13 protein-coding genes are annotated in these 17,512 nt (G+C 61.8%); 5 read left to right on the top strand and 8 right to left on the bottom strand.

What is annotated here, in order from left to right; all coding sequences use genetic code 11:
- The first annotated feature begins 44 nt into the window (after positions 1-44).
- On the top strand, positions 45-476 hold the full coding sequence (locus ACSQ20_RS25875) for a hypothetical protein (protein ID WP_436025539.1): 432 nt from the start codon (positions 45-47) through the stop codon (positions 474-476).
- 58 nt (positions 477-534) lie between these two features.
- On the top strand, positions 535-1,752 hold the full coding sequence (locus ACSQ20_RS25880; protein WP_436025541.1) for a DUF2252 domain-containing protein: 1,218 nt from the start codon (positions 535-537) through the stop codon (positions 1,750-1,752).
- 26 nt (positions 1,753-1,778) lie between these two features.
- Here the strand turns inward: ACSQ20_RS25880 and ACSQ20_RS25885 are convergent, their stop codons facing one another.
- From ACSQ20_RS25885 to ACSQ20_RS25920, 8 genes are all read right to left on the bottom strand, one after another.
- Positions 1,779-2,990, bottom strand: a complete 1,212-nt coding sequence (locus ACSQ20_RS25885) for an ROK family transcriptional regulator (protein ID WP_436025543.1) — start codon at positions 2,988-2,990, stop codon at positions 1,779-1,781.
- Positions 2,991-3,093: 103 nt separating this feature from the next.
- Positions 3,094-3,888, bottom strand: a complete 795-nt coding sequence (locus ACSQ20_RS25890; protein ID WP_436025545.1) for an ATP-binding cassette domain-containing protein — start codon at positions 3,886-3,888, stop codon at positions 3,094-3,096.
- 26 nt (positions 3,889-3,914) lie between these two features.
- Positions 3,915-4,913 carry an ABC transporter permease gene (locus ACSQ20_RS25895; RefSeq protein WP_436025547.1) on the bottom strand — a complete coding sequence of 333 codons (999 nt, stop codon included), beginning with the start codon at positions 4,911-4,913 and terminating at the stop codon, positions 3,915-3,917.
- 408 nt (positions 4,914-5,321) lie between these two features.
- The gene (locus tag ACSQ20_RS25900) at positions 5,322-6,293 is read right to left on the bottom strand and encodes a sugar ABC transporter substrate-binding protein (protein WP_436025917.1); all 972 of its coding nucleotides are present in this window, start codon (positions 6,291-6,293) and stop codon (positions 5,322-5,324) included.
- Between the two features lie 320 nt (positions 6,294-6,613).
- On the bottom strand, positions 6,614-7,633 hold the full coding sequence (locus ACSQ20_RS25905; protein WP_436018354.1) for an IS110 family transposase: 1,020 nt from the start codon (positions 7,631-7,633) through the stop codon (positions 6,614-6,616).
- A 436-nt stretch (positions 7,634-8,069) separates the two neighbouring features.
- Positions 8,070-8,636: a flagellar transcriptional regulator FlhC gene (gene flhC, locus ACSQ20_RS25910; RefSeq protein ID WP_436025549.1), complete on the bottom strand. Its 567-nt coding sequence runs from the start codon at positions 8,634-8,636 to the stop codon at positions 8,070-8,072.
- A gap of 13 nt (positions 8,637-8,649) precedes the next feature.
- Positions 8,650-8,970 carry a flagellar transcriptional regulator FlhD gene (flhD, locus tag ACSQ20_RS25915; protein WP_436025551.1) on the bottom strand — a complete coding sequence of 107 codons (321 nt, stop codon included), beginning with the start codon at positions 8,968-8,970 and terminating at the stop codon, positions 8,650-8,652.
- A gap of 353 nt (positions 8,971-9,323) precedes the next feature.
- Positions 9,324-9,749 (bottom strand): diacylglycerol kinase, encoded by a 426-nt coding sequence (locus tag ACSQ20_RS25920; protein ID WP_436025553.1) that lies wholly within the window; start codon positions 9,747-9,749, stop codon positions 9,324-9,326.
- A gap of 410 nt (positions 9,750-10,159) precedes the next feature.
- Between ACSQ20_RS25920 and bcsB the strand changes: the two genes are divergently transcribed.
- The 3 genes from bcsB to ACSQ20_RS25935 are packed head-to-tail and all read left to right on the top strand — an operon-like array spanning position 10,160 to position 17,490.
- Complete coding sequence (bcsB, locus tag ACSQ20_RS25925) at positions 10,160-12,397, top strand: cellulose biosynthesis cyclic di-GMP-binding regulatory protein BcsB (protein WP_436025555.1); 2,238 nt, start codon at positions 10,160-10,162, stop codon at positions 12,395-12,397.
- A gap of 3 nt (positions 12,398-12,400) precedes the next feature.
- Positions 12,401-13,630 carry a cellulose synthase complex periplasmic endoglucanase BcsZ gene (gene bcsZ / locus ACSQ20_RS25930; RefSeq protein ID WP_436025557.1) on the top strand — a complete coding sequence of 410 codons (1,230 nt, stop codon included), beginning with the start codon at positions 12,401-12,403 and terminating at the stop codon, positions 13,628-13,630.
- Positions 13,597-17,490: a cellulose synthase subunit BcsC-related outer membrane protein gene (locus ACSQ20_RS25935; protein WP_436025559.1), complete on the top strand. Its 3,894-nt coding sequence runs from the start codon at positions 13,597-13,599 to the stop codon at positions 17,488-17,490. The genes bcsZ and ACSQ20_RS25935 overlap by 34 nt, the downstream gene beginning before the upstream one ends.
- Positions 17,491-17,512 lie beyond the last annotated feature (22 nt).

Here is a 17,512-nt window from a genome sequence, read left to right on the forward strand (position 1 = left end):
GTGATAAAAGACTGATTGGTCAACTCAACAATGGCAGATCAGAGATGATGCTGAGAGCAACAAGTTTGGACGCCACGCGCGCGGATCATCGAATTGACAGTGCAGGCAGCGTCGAGCCGACGCGGTTGCGCCGACTCGTTACACGCGCACCATCGGCTGCTCTGGCGGGCTTGGCGCCACTAAAGGATCGTGCCCATGGCGCGTTGCGCGGTGCGATTCAGGTCTATAGCGTGCGTGGCGTGCCGCCGGCAACGCCGGGCGATGGGAGTGAATTCAGCAAGGCTCTCGAAGCGGCAGTCGACAAGAAGCTCGACGTTCTTTTGGAAGGCGTTGATAGTGGCCTCAGCCCTGAAGAGGCCGACGTGCAATCGGATAAGGCGCTTGGCAAGACGGACCCCACAAGCAACTTTGAGGCGTTGGACAACGCGGTAGTCCGTATTCGCTCGTTGATGAGGCCTAGAACCGCATTCGCGTGAGGGCCGCGTCGGAGCGTATGATCGTTCGCCATACCCACCGCAATCGGTAACGAACATCATGCTCGACGTGGCATCGACGATAGCCCAGTACAACGCCGGCCGGGACGGCGAGCGTTTGCGAATGAAGTACGAGCTGATGCGCAGATCGTCGTGGAGCTTCGTGCGCGGCACGTGCCACCTGTTTTATTCAAGGGTTGCACAAGAGAGCGTGTTGCGCGAAGGTCCAGTCGTATGGGTCAGCGGTGATCTGCATCTGCAGAATTTCGGTTCCTACAAGGGCGACAACGGTCTCGTCTATTTCGACATCAACGACTTCGACGAAGCGTGTCTCGCACCCTGTCTTTTCGAGCTTGTCCGTTTTCTGACAGGCACGCTGGTGGCAGCCGAAGACCTTGGGCTCAGTCGAGCCGAGGCGTTGGCGCTCTGCCATACGTCAGCCGATTCGTATGCTGGCGCGCTTCGCACCGGCAAAGCGCGGTGGATCGAAGCGGAATTGGCCGAGGGCATGGTGCGCGATCTGTTCGATGCGTTGAGCAAACGCTCGCGTGTCGATCACCTGAATCGACGCACGGTGCTCACCGGCAAGAAACGCGCGTTGAAGATCGACGGAAAAAGGGCACTTGCGGTCGACAAGAAAACTCGGGACCGTGTCCTCGCTTTCATGCACGCATTCGCAGCGGATCAAGACGACCCAAATTTCTATCGGCCACTAGATGTCGCGCGCCGCATCGCCGGCACCGGTAGCCTCGGCGTCGAACGGTATGTCGTGCTTGTCGAAGGAAAAGGTTCGCCCGACGGAAACTACGTCATCGATCTAAAGCGGGCGTTGCCGTCGTGTTTAGTCCCGCATCTGAAGGCACCACAGCCGCTCTGGCAGAGTGACGCCGAGCGTGTCGTCGAAGTGCAGCAGCGCTCGCAGGTGGTATCGCAAGCGCTGCTGCACGCGGTGGAGTTCGATGGACATCCTTACGTGCTCCGAAGTTTGCAGCCGTCTGAGGATCGCGTCGATTTGCACAATTGGAACGGCAAATTGCCGCGCTTTGAGACGGTCCTCACGAATATGGCGCAACTGAGCGCGTGGGCGCAGTTACGCAGCAGCGGCCGCCAAGGATCGGCGATTGCCGACGAGTTGATCGATTTCGGTGCACGCGGCGACTGGCAGGTTTCGATGATCGACCTGGCGACGCAAGCCGCGGCGCAAGTTCTCGCCGACTGGCGGGCATATTGCGCAGCCTATGACAAAGGCGCGTTCGAGATAGAAACGAAGGCGAGCTGAAATTCGCCAAACGAAACACCGCGCACTTATACGTTTTCCGATTTCAAAAACAACTCGTGGATCGGTGCGAAGTGCGCATAGAGCGGCAAAATCGCGCCGCCCATTGCGCGCGCATCGGCGCCGATCGTTCCTTCCAACAATTGCGGGCGCATCATGCCCTCCCATTCGATTCGATCGAGCTCGCGTTGTGTGCGCCGAATGATTTCGCGTACCAACTGTCGATCGATCTCGCCATCGATCACCGTGGCTTCCAAATCGATAAGCGCACTCGAGGTTGCCACCACGGAGGCGATGGCCGCGCAGGCCTCGTCGAGCCATCGGTCTGTGATCGGCCAGACCTGCGCGTCGAAGGCGCGATGATCGTGTGCACAGGCGGCGGCAGCGCCGGCTGCTTGCAGACGCTGTTCCAGCACGAACCCTGATGCGGCGTGCAGCAATTGGCGCGGCGTACTTCCATCTGCCGAGGGCAGCGGGATCGAACCAACGGCGCCTGCGTTGCCGTGCGGCCCGCTATGCAGACGGCCATCGACGACGAGCCCGCCGCCGATGAACGTGCCGACGAACAGGTATAGAAACGTGCGAATGCCGCGGCCTTGTCCCATCACGAGTTCGGCGGCGCACGCGGCGGTTGTGTCCTTCGCGAACTCGACCGGCAAGCCCGTCATCGCCGCAATACGCGAGCGGATGTCGATCGCATTCCATTCGTCGAGCACCCCTGGCGGCGCGCCGAGAAAATCGCGCCATCCGCCGAGCCACAACGGGGCAGCCACCCCGACGCCGACGACTTTCTCGGCATCATCGCCAAGCGCCGCAAGCACGCGCGCAAGATTGCGTTCGAGTGCGGGAAAGAGCACATGTGGGTCCGGGTACGCATACTCGAGCACCTCGCGGTTGCGTACCTGGCCGACGAAATCCATGGCCAGTACGTCGAGGCTGCGCCGCCCGACCTTGATGCCGATCGTGTAGGCCCCCTCGGGGCGCAGCGCGATCGGCACGGACGGCTGGCCGATGCGTCCGCGCACGCGCGCTTGTTTGGCGAGCAGGCCGTCGTCGATTAGCCGATCGACAATCATCGAGGCAGTCTGCATCGACAGGCGCGTGAGGCGGGCAACATCTGCTTTGGCAAGCGGCCCGTGCAGCCGGATGGCCTGCAGCACGATCCGCTCGTTGAATTGCCGCATGCCGACCTGATTCGATCCGCCCGGTCGAGCCGTCTGCGAAGGCGCACGCCCATTCATTGCTGTGCCGGCGTGTCAGCGCGTCGAGTACATCGCGCGGGCGGGCCGCCTGCTTTCGGCGTGGTTCTGATGCGAATGCTCATGTTTATGCCTATGCCTATGCTCATGCAATGGCCTTGACATCCGCTTGCTTCGCGCCGGTCATGATCGCCACTGCGTCGGACATATGAATGTCCTTCACATTGACGAGCGCGGCGCGGCGGCCGAGCCGCTGAATATGGATGCGATCGGCGATCTCGAAGACATGCGGCATGTTATGGCTGATCAGAATGACGGGCAGGCCACGATCGCGCACACGCCGGATCAGTTCGAGCACCATGTTGCCCTCCTTCACACCGAGTGCGGCGGTCGGCTCGTCGAGAATCACCACGTGTCGGGCGAACGCGGCACTGCGAGCGACAGCCACGCCTTGGCGCTGCCCGCCGGAAAGCGTTTCGACGGCTTGCCGCATCGAACGAATGCCGATCTGCAGATCTTTCATGTGAGCGGTGGCTTCCTCGAGCATGCGTCGCTTGTCGATCATCTTGAGAACCGACCCACGCCAGCCGGGCAAGCGGCGTTCGCGCCCGAGAAAGAGGTTTTCGGCAATCGTCATTGCCGGTGCAACGGCGAGTTCTTGATAGACGGTCTCGATGCCTTTTTCACGCGCATCGAGCGGGCTGCGGAAGTGCACGGGCCCGCCGTCGAGCAGAATCTCGCCTTCGTCGGGCACGAGCGCACCCGAGAGCGCTTTGATCAGCGACGATTTGCCTGCGCCGTTGTCGCCGATGACCGCGAGAATTTCGCCTGGCAGGACTTCGAAATCGCAGCCATCGAGCGCGGTCACTTGCCCGTAGCGCTTCACAAGGCCTCGAGCCTGCAGCACCGGCGTCGGGAAAACTGAAGAAGGTGTCGACATAGCGGCTCCTTGATGAACAGAGGGCATCACGTGCGGCGATGCGAAAGCTTGTCGGCTGCCACGGCCAGGATGACGAGAATGCCGGTAATCAGCACCTGGTACACCGACGACACGCCGATCAACGTCAATCCATTGCGAAACACGCCGACGATCAGCGCACCGAGCAAGGTGCCGACAATCGAGCCGCGGCCGCCGAACAGGCTCGTGCCGCCGAGGACGACTGCGGTAATGCTGTCGAGGTTTTCGGTCTGCCCGGCCTGCGGATCGCCGACACCGGTCCGCGATACGAGTAACAGTGCCGCGATGCCATAGATGGCGCCGGCAATCGTATAGACCGACACGAGAATGCGTTGCGACGACAGGCCCATGAGCCGCGCCGCTTCGGGGTTATTGCCGAGCGCATAGAGATGCCGGCCCGGTACTGTATTGCGGAGCACGAACCAGGTCACGAGATAAAGGAGCAGCGCGAGCACGGTGCCGTAAGTGACTTCGGCCGGACCCACCGCGAAAGTGTTGCCGAGAAACATCATCGCATCAGGCAGGTTCGACACCGTTTCGGCACTCGAATATATCTGTGTCAGCGCGAATGCGATGTTCAGTGTGCCGAGTGTGACGATGAATGACGGCAGCTTGACGCGCGTTACGAGCAAACCGTTTAGGAGTCCGAACGATGCGCTGGCTGCGAGACCGCACAAGATGGCGAGCACGGGCGGAACACCGAGGTTCATCGCGAATTTCGTCATGACGATGGAGCCGAAGGCCATCACCATGCCGCACGACAAATCGATGCCGGCGGTCAGCACAACAAGGGTTTGTCCGATCGCGATGACCGCTACAACCATCGTCTGCTGCAAAATCAGCGAGAAGTTTTGGAACGATAAAAACCGGTGGCTTTGCGTGATAAAAAACGCGCAAGCGGCAATCAGGGCGATCAGCGGGCCTGCTTCGGCAATCGTCGGCATGCGATGCCGCTGCGGCTGGGAGACGGGTGCCGGTGCGACCGGCGGAGCGGATCGAGTCGTCATAGTGCGTCTTCTCGTAAAAGCGGGAAATTCATGCGCGGGCTCGCAAGCCCGCGCCGGGCGTCAACGTTAGGGCCTGTTCGCGCTAATTACAGGCTTGCGAACGTGCCTTGCCGGGCGCAGTGCAAGGAGTGAGGAGGCGCAATAGCCATTGCTATTGCAACGACGAACGACGCCCCGAAGGAAGTCCCCTTGGGGGGCGCCGCAATGCGCCCGGCAAGGCACGTTCCCCTGATCTACAAAATCCTTCGCGGGGCTGGCCGCCAGAAGGGCCGATCGCCGCGTCATGCTCCTCGTGAATACGTCGAGTATTCCCTTCGTCCCCCAAGGGGATTTCCTGCGGGGCATCACATTCCTTGCGCTCGGCCCTTCTGGCGGCCAGCGCAAGCCTGTAATTAGCGTGAACAGGCCCTAACTGCCCCAGCAATTGGCAAGGCCGAATTTCGTGTCCTTGCCATCGACGCCGTTCATCGGCTTGTCGGTGATCAGCGTGACGCCGGTGTCCTTGTAGCCGGCCGCTTTCTTGCCGGTCTTCGCATACTCGACGCCCGCTTTGACGCCGAGTGCTGCCATCGTCAGCGGATATTGCTGAGCGGTCGCCGCGATCTGCCCGGCCTGCACATTTCGCACGCCTTCACAGCCGCCATCGACCGATACGATCAGCACGTCCTTTTCTTTGCCTGCTGCTTTGAGTGCGCGATAAGCGCCGGCCGCGGCGGGTTCGTTGATCGTGTACACGACGTTGATATCGGGCGCTTTTTGCAGGCAGTTTTCCATCGCGGTTTGTCCCTTGGCGCGGTCGCCTCGCGTGTCCTGACTGCACACGATGCTCGCGTCACCCTCCTTGACGCCAAAGCCTTTCAAGAAGCCGTTATGACGCAGCACACCCACCGAGATGCCTGGCGCGAGGTCGAGCGTCGCGATCTTCGCAGGTTTGCCGCCGAGTGCCGCTTTCGCATACTCGCCGATCAGCGTGCCGGCCTTGAAGTTGTCGGTGGCAAAGAGCGCGTCGGTTGCGTCTTGCGGGTCCGTCGGTGTATCGAGCGCAATCACCATCACGCCGGCAGCGCGCGCCTTTTTGATGGCGGGCACGATCGCCTTCGTGTCGCTCGGTGTGATCAGAATCGCTTTTGCGCCAGCGGCGGTCATGTTCTCCATGGCCGTCATCTGGCTGGCGTTGTCACCGTCGAACTTGCCCGCGGCGGTGCGCAGCTCGACGCCGTCTTTTTGCGCTTCGGCTTCGGCGCCCTGTTTCATCTTCACAAAAAACGGGTTGGTATCGGTCTTCGTAATCAAACCGACGACGACTTTGTCCGCGGCATGCGCATTCAATGCACCGAATACGCAAAGCGCGGCCGATGCGGTCAGCGACAACGCGGTCATGCGCGTAAGCGCGGCATAGGGACAGGTTTTCATCAACGCTCTATATGAACGCCTCCCGTTTGCGAAGGTTTTTCGTGTGTTGCGACTACGACAGGATGGGTTGCAGCTTTATATCCGGGCTTGTTGCAGCCCGATGCGCTGCGGCCCACCATGAAATCCGCTGACCCGCACCTCATTTCTCCGGCGAGCTTGAAGCTCGAGCGATGATTCAGGTTTAGCGAGTCCCGGTCCGACCTGTCTTGTCATTACATACGATTGCCAGCGCAACCTTTCGACGTGTCATCCTGTAAAAGTTGATCTTTCTGCGCGTCGTTCGCCATTCAAATCGGCTTCACGCTCACGTAACCTTTTTCATATGGCCGGTCATGTGCCAGGATTGCCCAGATCGTGCGGGCCATCTTGTTGGCCTGCGCCACGACCACTACATTCATCGGCCTGCGTGTCCTGATCTGCTCAAGCCACGGCCCCGGCTCCTTCGAGTGGAAGAGCACGCTGCGCGCACCGTGGATCAGCAGCTTGCGCAGATATGTATCGCCTCGCTTGCTGATGCCCAGCAACTGAACCTTGCCGCCCGACCCCGTTTGCCTCGGGACCAGCCCAATCCAGGCTGCGAACTCACGCCCGGATCTGAACGTCTTCGCGTCCCCCATCGTCGCGATCGCCGCAGTCGCCGTCAGCAGACCGACACCCGGTATCGCAACGATTGCCTTGCACGCCTTGTCCTCTTTCAGCCATGTCTGCAGGCGCCGTTCGATTTCGGCAATCTGCCGGTCCAGATCCGTCAAGCCGTTCCATTGCTCGCGCAGCGTGTCGATCAGAATCGTCGGCAGACGGTCCACCAGTCGCGCCAATACATCTGGTATCGCCTTGTCCAGCGCAGCTCGACCCTTGCCCATCACTTCACCGTATTCGGTCAGCAGGCCGCGCAGACTGTTGATCTGCATCGTGCGAAACTTCACCAGCTGTTCGCGCATCCGGTGCAGCCCCAGCACTGCCTGCTGCGTCTCGGTCTTCACCGCAACTGACTTGCCCGGTTGCTGCGCGGCCATCCAGATCGCTCGCGCATCAGCCGCATCATTCTTGTTACCCATCACGAACGCCTTGACGAACTTCGCCGGCATCAGCTTCACCTGGTGGCCCATCGCCGTGAGCTTGCGGGCCCAGTGCTGCGAACCGCCACACGCCTCCATCCCGACCAGGCACGGCGGCAGGTTCGCAAAATGCTCGAGAAACGCCGCCCGCTTTATCGGTTTGTTCACAATCTCGCCTGTCTCAGCGTCGATGTAATGGAGCTGGATCACGTTCTTTGCAATGTCCACACCAACTGTCGTAAGCTTCATTTCGGACCCTCCGGTTTGCCTGTGAAGACCTTGATGATCTTCCACCTTGGGCACTTCGATGCCGTCGGCCCGTGAGGGTCCACCCTCCTTCTTCGCTTCCACCTCTCACGGGTGGGAGGCGTTCATATCATTTCTCCTGCAATGGGCAACAGCGGCTCTTGTTGGAAATGATTTGGACTTCGGGACTAAATCAATCGATTTGATTTAGTACAGCAGGCGAGCTTGGCCAAGTCAAGAAAGGCGCTACGCTGCAATGCGTCAGATTCGACACGAGCCGTTAGCGTGCTATGCCATCTCAAAAGGCATGAGTGCATCTGCTGCATAGCAGCATGGCGAATGATGGGTTAGGGGTAATTCCCGAGGGAGAAAACAAAAGCGGCCGGCGCATTTCGCGTCGGCCGCTTGAAGATTTATTGGATGAAGCGCGGGGAAACCGTCAGGCAGCGCGCGCTGCGGCTTCGGCGAGTTCTTTATTGGCCGCCGCGGCTTTTTTGGTCTTGCCGGCACGCGAGGGCGGTTGGCAGGCACCACACACCACGTTGTGCTGCAGCTCATGCTTGTGGGCGATGAATTTGCCGCTGCAGCGGCAGCAGGGCGTCAGTTGCAGCATGTCGGCGTCGAAGAAGCGCACGAGCGTCCATGCGCGCGTCAAGTCGAGCACCGGCTCGCATTCGCCGTGTTTGCAGTGTTCGAGATAAAGCCGATAGCCCTTCGTCAACGCGTCGAGATGGGAGCAGCCGGCTTCGTTCTTCAAAAAGAGGTACGTGTTGTAGAACAGCGACGCATGAATATTAGCGAGCCACGTCATGTACCAGTCGGCCGAGAACGGCAGCATGCCCTTGGGCGGTGATGCCCCTTTGATCTCGCGATAAAGGCGAATCATCCGATCGCGCGAGAGCGACAACTCGCTTTCGAGCACTTGCATGCGAGCGCCCAGTTCGATCAGTGCGATGGCACGAAAGACTTCCTGCGCATCTTCGGTGAGGCTTTTCTTGAGAGCCATGGCATGCACCCCTTTAAGCAAACTGTTCGGCTGGCTGGCCCGCGAGCAAAATCGCGGTATGTGTTGCAGCGACGTCAGTGTTCTTCGCGGTTTGCGTGAGCGCAGTGAGCATCGAATGGTCGTTGAAGCGGAACTGGCACAGCAACTGGTCAGACGCTGCAAGCTTCACGCATTGCGCGAGCGAGAGGCCGGCAAGCAGATCGGCCAGTTGCCGCGACAAGCCAAGCCGGAACATACCGATGGCTTTGTCCTCACGCAGCATGCGCTGCGCAAGCATGATGTACGACAAATTAATTTCGCGGATTGATTCCTGCGTCTCGCCGTTGCGGTCCATTTTCTCGCGCTTCCGAAAGCCCCGTTGATCATTTCCGGTAGTTTGTACCGTGTAATTTCTTCTTGGTTGGCCGCGAACGTTTGCGCGACCTTTGATATCGATTTGATACAAGACGTTACATCTCGTAACAACCAATGGAAGCCATTGTACGAATGGGATTTGGGGAAATCAATCCCTTCCTCATAAAAAGTACGAAAAATTTATCCGTCCGATTTCGGCAATTTTTTCGCGCATTTGTAACAGGGAAAATTGACCGTATTTCTGTCGAACATTTGAATGAAAGGCGCGAAATCGGGTGGGGTGCCGCAAAGACGGCATGGCACTCACAGATAAAGGGGCCGCACATCGCACGCTTAAGCCAGGCGGCCCAGCCATCGCACAAAAATAGGGCCGGCGATAAGTCCCCATGCGAGCGCGCAAATAATCAAAGCGACTAGTACGGCGGCGCTACCGCAGTCTTTTGCGTGGCGCGACAGTTCATGGTGCTCGAGCGAAATGCGGTCGACGATGGCTTCGATCGCCGAATTCAACAATTCGACCATCAGCACAAGCAGAACGGCGGCAATGAGCGCGAAGCGTTCGATGGGCTGCACAGCGAGCATGCAGGCAGCAGGAATCAATACGAGTGCAGCGGCGGTTTCCTGGCGGAATGCGCTTTGCGTGCGCAGCGTTGCTGCAATGCCGTGGCATGAATAACGAAAGGCAAACAACGCTCGCAACGCCCCCGTGCGCTTTGGCGGCAGTGGCACATAGCCTTGCGAATCGTTGGAATCGGTCATAAAGACGAAGGTCGGATAGCGCAGCTAGAAAGTCACAAGTATGTCTCAAAAATCTGTTATGTTTGGACGCGCACATGCGCGTAAGCGCTTAACTTGTTGTAGGTCTTTTTCTTATTGGTTCGTCAGCATTCGCCTAGTCGGTCTGCAGGTCGCCGGTTTGCATACCGTCGACGCCGTCTGCGCCGGCAAGTGTGTCCGCCTCTGCGGCCCCAGGTTGTGGTTGGCTGCCGGTGCGCGGCCTGTTGCGCAGTGTGAACTTATCCAGTGAATTGCCGTTTTACGTGTTCGTATATGAAGCGAGGCAAACGTTTGCGTGTCGCCGAATGACCCACGTTCATGCGGAAAAAAGGCCGTACGGCCTGCTGATCGCGCAAGCTACGCGTAGCCATCGGTACTTAAGCGGGTTGTCGATGAAATCGGTCGTTACCTTCGTGCTTTGGCTGGCGGGCCTGTGCGGCGCCGCTTACTCCGTTGTCCTCGAAGCTGTGCAAACTGCGCCGCCCGCGCCGGTTGCCGCCGCGCCGGCTCAGGCGTCGACGCTCACGCTGCCATTCGCTGCGCTTGGCGCATATGCGCCGTTGCGAATGCACGGGCTCGACGATTCGCGCATCGTGAACGTGGGCGTGCGCCTCGATCGCGTCGTGACTGCTGCACATATGCGGCTGCGTTATACCTATTCGCCGGCGCTCGTATTCCCGCTTTCGCATTTGAAGATATCGATCAACGGCGAGGCGGTTGCCACCGTGCCTCTCGATCGCGAGCACGCCGGACAGCTGGTGACGCAAGAGATCCCGCTCGATCCGCGCTTCTTTACCGATTACAACCAGATCGGTATCCAACTGATTGCGCATTACACGCTCGATCACTGTGAAGACCCCGAGAACTCAGCGCTGTGGGCCGACGTGAGCCCGACCAGCGAAGTGGTGCTCGATACGGCGCCGATCCGGCTGCCGAACGACCTTGCGCTGGTGCCCGCACCGTTTTTCGATCGGCGCGACGTAACGCCGCTCCGTTTGCCGTTTGTATTGCCGGCCGCGCCCGATAACGACACGCTCAAGAGTGCCGGTGTCGTTGCATCGTGGTTCGGTTTGCTGGCCGACTATCGGCAGGCGCGGTTTCCCGCGCTATCCACGTTGCCCACCGACAGCGACGCGATTGTCGTAGGCACGCCGGCGCAGTGGCCCGTGCCGTTGCAAACGCCGCCGGTCGTTGTCTCCATGCTGACCGTGATCGACAATCCTGCTGCAGCGGGACGCAAGCTGCTAGTCGTGACGGGACGCAATGCAGCCGAGGTCGAGCAGGCCGCCGACGCGCTCGTACTGGGAAAAGCCGCGATGTCGGGCTCGTCGGTACAAGTGGCGCACGTCGATATCGGCTCGCCGCGCAAGCCTTACGACGCGCCCCGCTGGCTGCCGATCGGCCGGCCTGTTGCGTTCAAGGAGCTCGTCGACGATCCGCATCAACTGCAAGTGAGCGGCAGCCGTCCTGATGCGATTCGCTTGAACTTGCGCGTGCCGGCGGATCTCTACTCCTGGACCGGGCAAGGTGTGCCGCTCGACCTCAAGTATCGCTACACGGCACCGACCGTCGAAAACGATTCGACGCTCGCTGTTGCCGTCAACGACCAACTGGTGAAGTCGTTTCGTCTGTTGCCGGCAAGGGCGGAGGATTCGCAGGGCCGTCTGCGCCTGCCGCTGCTGCCGAGCACCGACGCGCGCTCCACGAACGCGCTCGATATCCCGGCGTTTCGAGTGGGCAGCAGCAATCAGTTGCAACTCAGTTTCGATCTCAGTTCGCAGAAGACGGGCTTGTGCCAGGGCGTGGCTAAAAACCCGGCACAGGCGGCGGTCGATCCTGATTCGACGATCGATTTTTCGCATTTCGTCCATTACGCGCGCATGCCCGACCTCGCGTTTTTTGCCAACAGCGGCTTTCCGTTCACGCGCTACGCAGACTTGGCGCAGACTGCGGTGATCATCCCCGAGCGTCCGTTGGCGCAAGACCTCGAAACGTTGCTGACGATGCTCGGGCACATGGGGCAATGGACTGGTTTGCCCGCGTTGCGCGTGCAAATCGCGCGCCCCGCGCAAGCCATGCAGTTGCAAAAGGACCTGCTTTTGATCGGCGACAGCACGTCGGGCGTCATTCCGGCCGCATGGGGCGACGCGCTGCCGCTCGCGATCAATGCGTCGCCCGCGGCGGGGTCTGTTGCGCGGGCGACCTTCTCTGTCAAAGAGTATTGGCGTGGAGCCGCGCGCGTGCCGCAAGGCAGCGCGCGGCTCGACGAAAGCGGTGCGCTGGCCGCGATCCTCGGCTTCGAGCTGCCCGGCAGTCACGGGCTCAGCGCTGTGGCGCTGACCGGTTCGGACGCCGAACACCTGCGAGCGCTGCTGAACGTGTTCGAAAAACCCGACACCGTAGCGCAGATGCAAGGCGACGTGACGCTGGTGCGCGGCGATCGCGTCGAAAGCATGCGCGTGGGCAATACCTATGTGGTTGGTTACGTGCCCTGGTATGCGCAGATCTGGGCGCGCGCGATGCGTCATCCGATCCTGCTTGGCGTGCTCGGCGCGTTGGCTGGACTGTTGCTCGCCATCGGCGCGTTCACAGCGCTGCAAGAACTGGCTGCACGCCGTCGGGGACTCTGAGCAATGACGTGCACGCGTACTACCCAGCCGCATGCGTGGCGCAATGCGTTGTGTTGGGTTAGGGTTTTTGTTTTTGCATTTTTTACTTTTGCATTTTCGATCACGATGGGCACCGCGCATGCGGCGTCAGCAACGACGCAGGCAGGCTCGTGCGAGCCGGCCGCATGGCCGCAATGGGCGCAATTCAAGCATGACTTTCTTTCGCCCGACGGTCGCGTGATCGATAGCAGCAGGCCCGATTTGCGCACCGTCTCCGAAGGGCAGTCATACGCACTTTTCTTCGCGCTCGTGGCCAATGATCGGCCAGCGTTTGACACCATCCTGCGTTGGACCGAAAACAACCTTGCCAACGGTGATTTGACCGCGCATCTGCCAGCATGGCTTTGGGGACGTGCGCCAAATGGCGATTGGCGTGTGCTCGATTCCAATGCCGCATCAGATGCGGACTTGTGGATTGCCTACGCGCTGCTCGAAGCCGGTGCGCTGTGGCAGGAACGCAGCTATACGGCGCGCGGCATGCGCTTGGCCAAACGCGTGCTCGACGAAGAGGCAGCGAATCTGCCGGGCCTTGGCCTTGCGTTGCTGCCTGGGCCGCAAGGCTTCCATCCGACGGCCGATGCCTGGCGCTTGAACCCGAGCTATGCGCCACTGCAGGTCGTGCGCGGTTTGGCTACGCGGCTTGATGACGACCCGCGCTGGCCGCGGCTTGCCGCCAGCAGCGCAAAGATGATCGAGGAGACGGCAACGCACGGCTTTGCCCCCGATTGGGTTCGCTTTCGCACGCGTGGCAGCTTTGCGCCCGATGACCAAACGCATGCGCAAGGCGGCTATGACGCGATTCGTATCTACCTGTGGGCCGGTATGCTGAACCCGGGCGAACCAGCAGCAAAAGCATTGCTCGCACGTTTCGCGCCGTTTGCTGAATTCATCGCTGCGCACGGTGCACCGCCCGAAATTGTCGACACGTCGACCGGCAACGCGGTCGGACCGAATCTCGGTAATGCCGGGTTTTCGGCCGCAGCCGTGCCGTTTCTGGTCGCACGCAATGAGACAGCTTTGGCGGATGCGCAGGCGGCACGCGTCGCATCGCTCAGTACGCAATCTGCCCCGGGCTACTACGGCAGTGTGCTGACGCTGTTCGGCATGGGCTGGCGCGATAGCCGCTATAAATTTGCGCTCGACGGAACGCTCGATGTCGCATGGAAGACATCATGCGGCGCGAGACGACATTGAGCGCGCTTATGCGGCCGACGTGGCGCAGGGTGTCCTGCGCGGCGCTGGCGCTTTGTGCGTGGCCGGTGTTGGCCGCGGCGGCGCATGCGCCGAAGGATACCGCGCCGTTGGCGCGCAGCGACGAGCCGAGCACGCCGCAGGCTCGGCTGATGGCCACGGCGCGGATGTGGTCCGCCAAGCATCGCGATGACCTGGCGCTGCAGGCTGTTGAAAAGGCGTTGCTCGTCGCGCCGTCCGATCCGGGTTTGCTCGTATTCGCCATGCAACTTCAACTGCGGCTGGGCAATGCGCGCGCAGCGCAGACCACACTGGCGCGCCTGCAAGCCGGCGCGGCCGGCACGCCCGCGGCACTCCAAGCGCAAGACGAATTCCGGGCCGCGACGAGTGGCCGCGAAGAGCTTGCGACCATTCGGCTCCTGGCGCGCAGCGGCAGAGGGCAAGAGGCGGCGCAGCGCTTGATGCGGCTCTTTCCCCATGGTGCGCCGCCTGGCGCGCCAGGCGCAGAGTACTACCGGATTCTGGCGGCCACGCCCAGCGGTTATGCATCGGCCGTGGCGGCGCTGCGCCAGCGCGTCACCGACGATTCATCCCACACCGACGCGGCGCTCGTGCTGGCCGAGTTGCTCAATCAACATGGCGAAACGCGCGCCGAAGCGAACCGCATTGCGTCGGCGCTGGCGCATCGCGACGACGTCGATCATGCCGCGGCAATGAACCTGTGGCGGCACGTGCTGCAATCGGCTGGCGAGGACGTTGCCTATGCCGATGCGTTGCGCGCCTATCTGCAGCTTTCGCCGGGCGATAGCGAATTCGAGCAGCGGCTCGCCCAACTCGATGCGCAGCTTGAAGCGCGCCGCAGGCTTGAACGCGATCCCGACTACGTTGCAGAACGCACGGGGCTGCGCGCACTCGCGCGCGGCGATGTCGCCGCGGCTGACCCACTGCTTGCACGTGCGGCGAACGCGCGTCCAACCGATGCCAACGCGGTTGGCGGGCTTGGCCTCGTGCGGTTGCGCGAAGGTCGGCATGACGAAGCGCGAGCCTTGTTCCAGCGCGCGGCGACGCTTGCCACGGACGAGCGCACGAAATGGCAGGGCTTGGCACGTACCGCGCTGCTGTGGGGGGCAATCGCACAAGGTCGCGAAGCGGCCGCGGCCGGGCGCGCGCAGGATGCCGAACGGGCGGCGCAAACCGCGCTGTCGATCGAGCCGGGCAACCCGCAGGCCAAAGCGTTGCTGGCCGACGCATGGCTCGCGCAGCGCAATTGGCGTGCCGCCGAGCCGCTCTTGCACGAGCTGCTGGCGGCGCGCGAACCGAGCCTGTCGGCCGTGCGCGGCATGGGGCAGCTGTTGCGCGAGACGGGGCGCGCGGGCGAAATTGCGCCGCTTTTCGACGCATTGGCAACGCGGTTTCGCTCGGCCGATGATCGCGCAGGGCTGGCACAGCTGCGCGCCGAAGTACTGGTGAGCGAAGCCGAGCGCTTGGCTGCGGCAAACCATATTGGCCAGGCCGCAGAGCGTTACGAACGCGCGCTGCGGCTTGCGCCCGATGCGCCGTGGACACGCTTCGCGCTCGCACGCATTTACCGCGATCTCGGTTTGCGACAGCTGGGTCGGGCGGTGATGAACGATGGCTTGGCCGTCGCAGCATCGCCCGAAATGCGTTATGCCACCGCGCTCTATCGTAATTCGATCGACGATACAGCCGGCGCGCAATCCGCGCTTGCGCCCGTGCCGGCCGACGCGCGCACCGACGGCATGCGCTCGCTTGCCCGACGGCTTGATGCCCAGCAGGCGCTTGATGAAGCGCACCGTCTGCTGGCGAGCGGCGATCGCGCGTCGGCGATGCGCTCGCTCGACGAGGCTCGCGCGCTGGGCGCCGATGATCCGTACGTGACGGCGTCCGTGGGCTCGGCTCTGATCGACGCGGGCGAAGCCGATCGCGGCCTTGCATTGATGCGTGATTGGATGACGACGCATCCGCGCGAAACCGATGCCGATGTTCGCCTGCGCTTTGGCGATTTGCTCGGTAGCGCCGGACGCGACGATGCGCTCGAGGCCTGGCTTGCCGAGCTTCGGCGAGATGACGATCTAAGCGGCGCGCAGACGGCACGTCTGGAAGACCAATCGCTGCGTCTGGTCCTCCGAAAAACCGACGCTTCAATCGATGTGGGTGATTACGCCCAGGCCCGCCGATTGCTCGATCGAGCGAGTGAAACGGGCAAGCGCGACAAGCGCTATGCATTTGAAATGGCGGATCTGGAGCGTGCGCAAGGGCATTACTCGGCAGCGCGTGCCGCGCTGGCGCCAGTGCTTGCGCGCACACCGGACGACCCCGATGCGCAACTCGCGCTCGCACGGGTGCTCGAGCAAAGTGGTGCGCGCAGCGAGGCGCTGGCGCTTGTGCGTCGCGTGCTGGATGAAGTCCCGCCCGACGATGTCGATCGACGCCTGTCCGCCGCACGTCGGCTCGCGGCGCTGCGTCGCCCGGAGCAAGCCGAGGATGTGACCGCGGCGCTGCGCGAGGCGTATCCGACGCGGCCTGATGTGACGCTCGAAGCGGGCAAGCTTGCGGAAGATTTCGGACGATACGAGCAGGCCGCATCGCTTTATCGGCAGTCGCAGCAACAAGAGCGAACGACGGGTGTCGTGGCGCGTGCACCCGACGGCACGCCGGCGCAGGCAGCGCTTGCTGATCTGGAGCAGCGCCGCGATCCCGAGATCGAGGCCGGTTGGATGCCGGCGTACAAGTCGGGTGACGCCGGCATCTCGGCGTACCACGCGCAACAGGTGCCTGTATACATCCAGGTGCCCTATCGCTACGACGGGCATTTTTTTGCTCAATTCGATGCGGTGCATCTCGATGCCGGCACGCTCGCGCTATCGAACCCGGCAAGCTACGCGTTGAGCACGTTCGGCACGTATTCGGCGTGGGCGACGCCGGGCAGCGCACCAGCATTGACGTTGCATCAGCACGCCACCGGGGTTGCTGTCGGCGTCGGCTATCGGTCCGACGCGTGGCGTTTCGACATCGGCACGACGCCGCTTGGTTTTCCGATCCATTACCTGGTCGGCGGTGTGCGTTACCGGTTCGATGCAGGTCCGGCGGGTTTTTCGATTAGCGCGTCGCGGCGCCCGGAGACGGGCAGCGAGCTTTCGTACGCAGGGCTACGCGATCCATGGACGAATGCGGTGTGGGGCGGCGTGCGACGAGATGGCATCGATTGGCACACCGGCATCGACATCGGCCGCGTGAACGTCTTTGCGGAGCTTGGCGCAGGTGTCCTGACGGGCGTCCATGTGGCGAGCAATCAGGAAGTGACGTTGCGCACGGGCTTCACGGTGCCGGTCTACGAACACGCGAACATGCGCGTTGCAACGGGGCTCGTAGGCAACGCCTGGCACTACACGAACAACCTGCGTTTTTACAGTTATGGGCAAGGCGGCTACTACAGCCCGCAGCGGTATTTATCGTTAGGCGTGCCAATTGAATGGAGCGGCCGGCGCGGCGGGTTGACGTGGGATTTGACGACGACCGTCGGCATATCGAGTTCGTACGAACGCGACTCTCCATACTTTCCGAACGGCTTGCCACGCGCGGTCGATGCCAACACGGCGCGAAGCCTCGGCTCGCTCGTCTATACGGGCGGATCGAGCGCCATCGGTTTTTCCTACGGCGTGAGCGGCACGGTGCAGTACCGTGTCAATTCGCGTCTTGTTGCGGGCGCGAGGGTCGAGATCGATCACGCTCACGACTACGCACCGAGTTCGGCGATGGTGTACGTCCGCTACTCGTTCGATGCGCGTAAGGAAGACCGCGGCCTGTCGCCTGCGCCTGTGCGTCTTTATTCGAGCTACTGATGACTGATCCCTTGGCCATCGA

The organism is Trinickia sp. LjRoot230 (assembly GCF_964253315.1).
Classification (GTDB): Bacteria; Pseudomonadota; Gammaproteobacteria; order Burkholderiales; family Burkholderiaceae; genus Trinickia.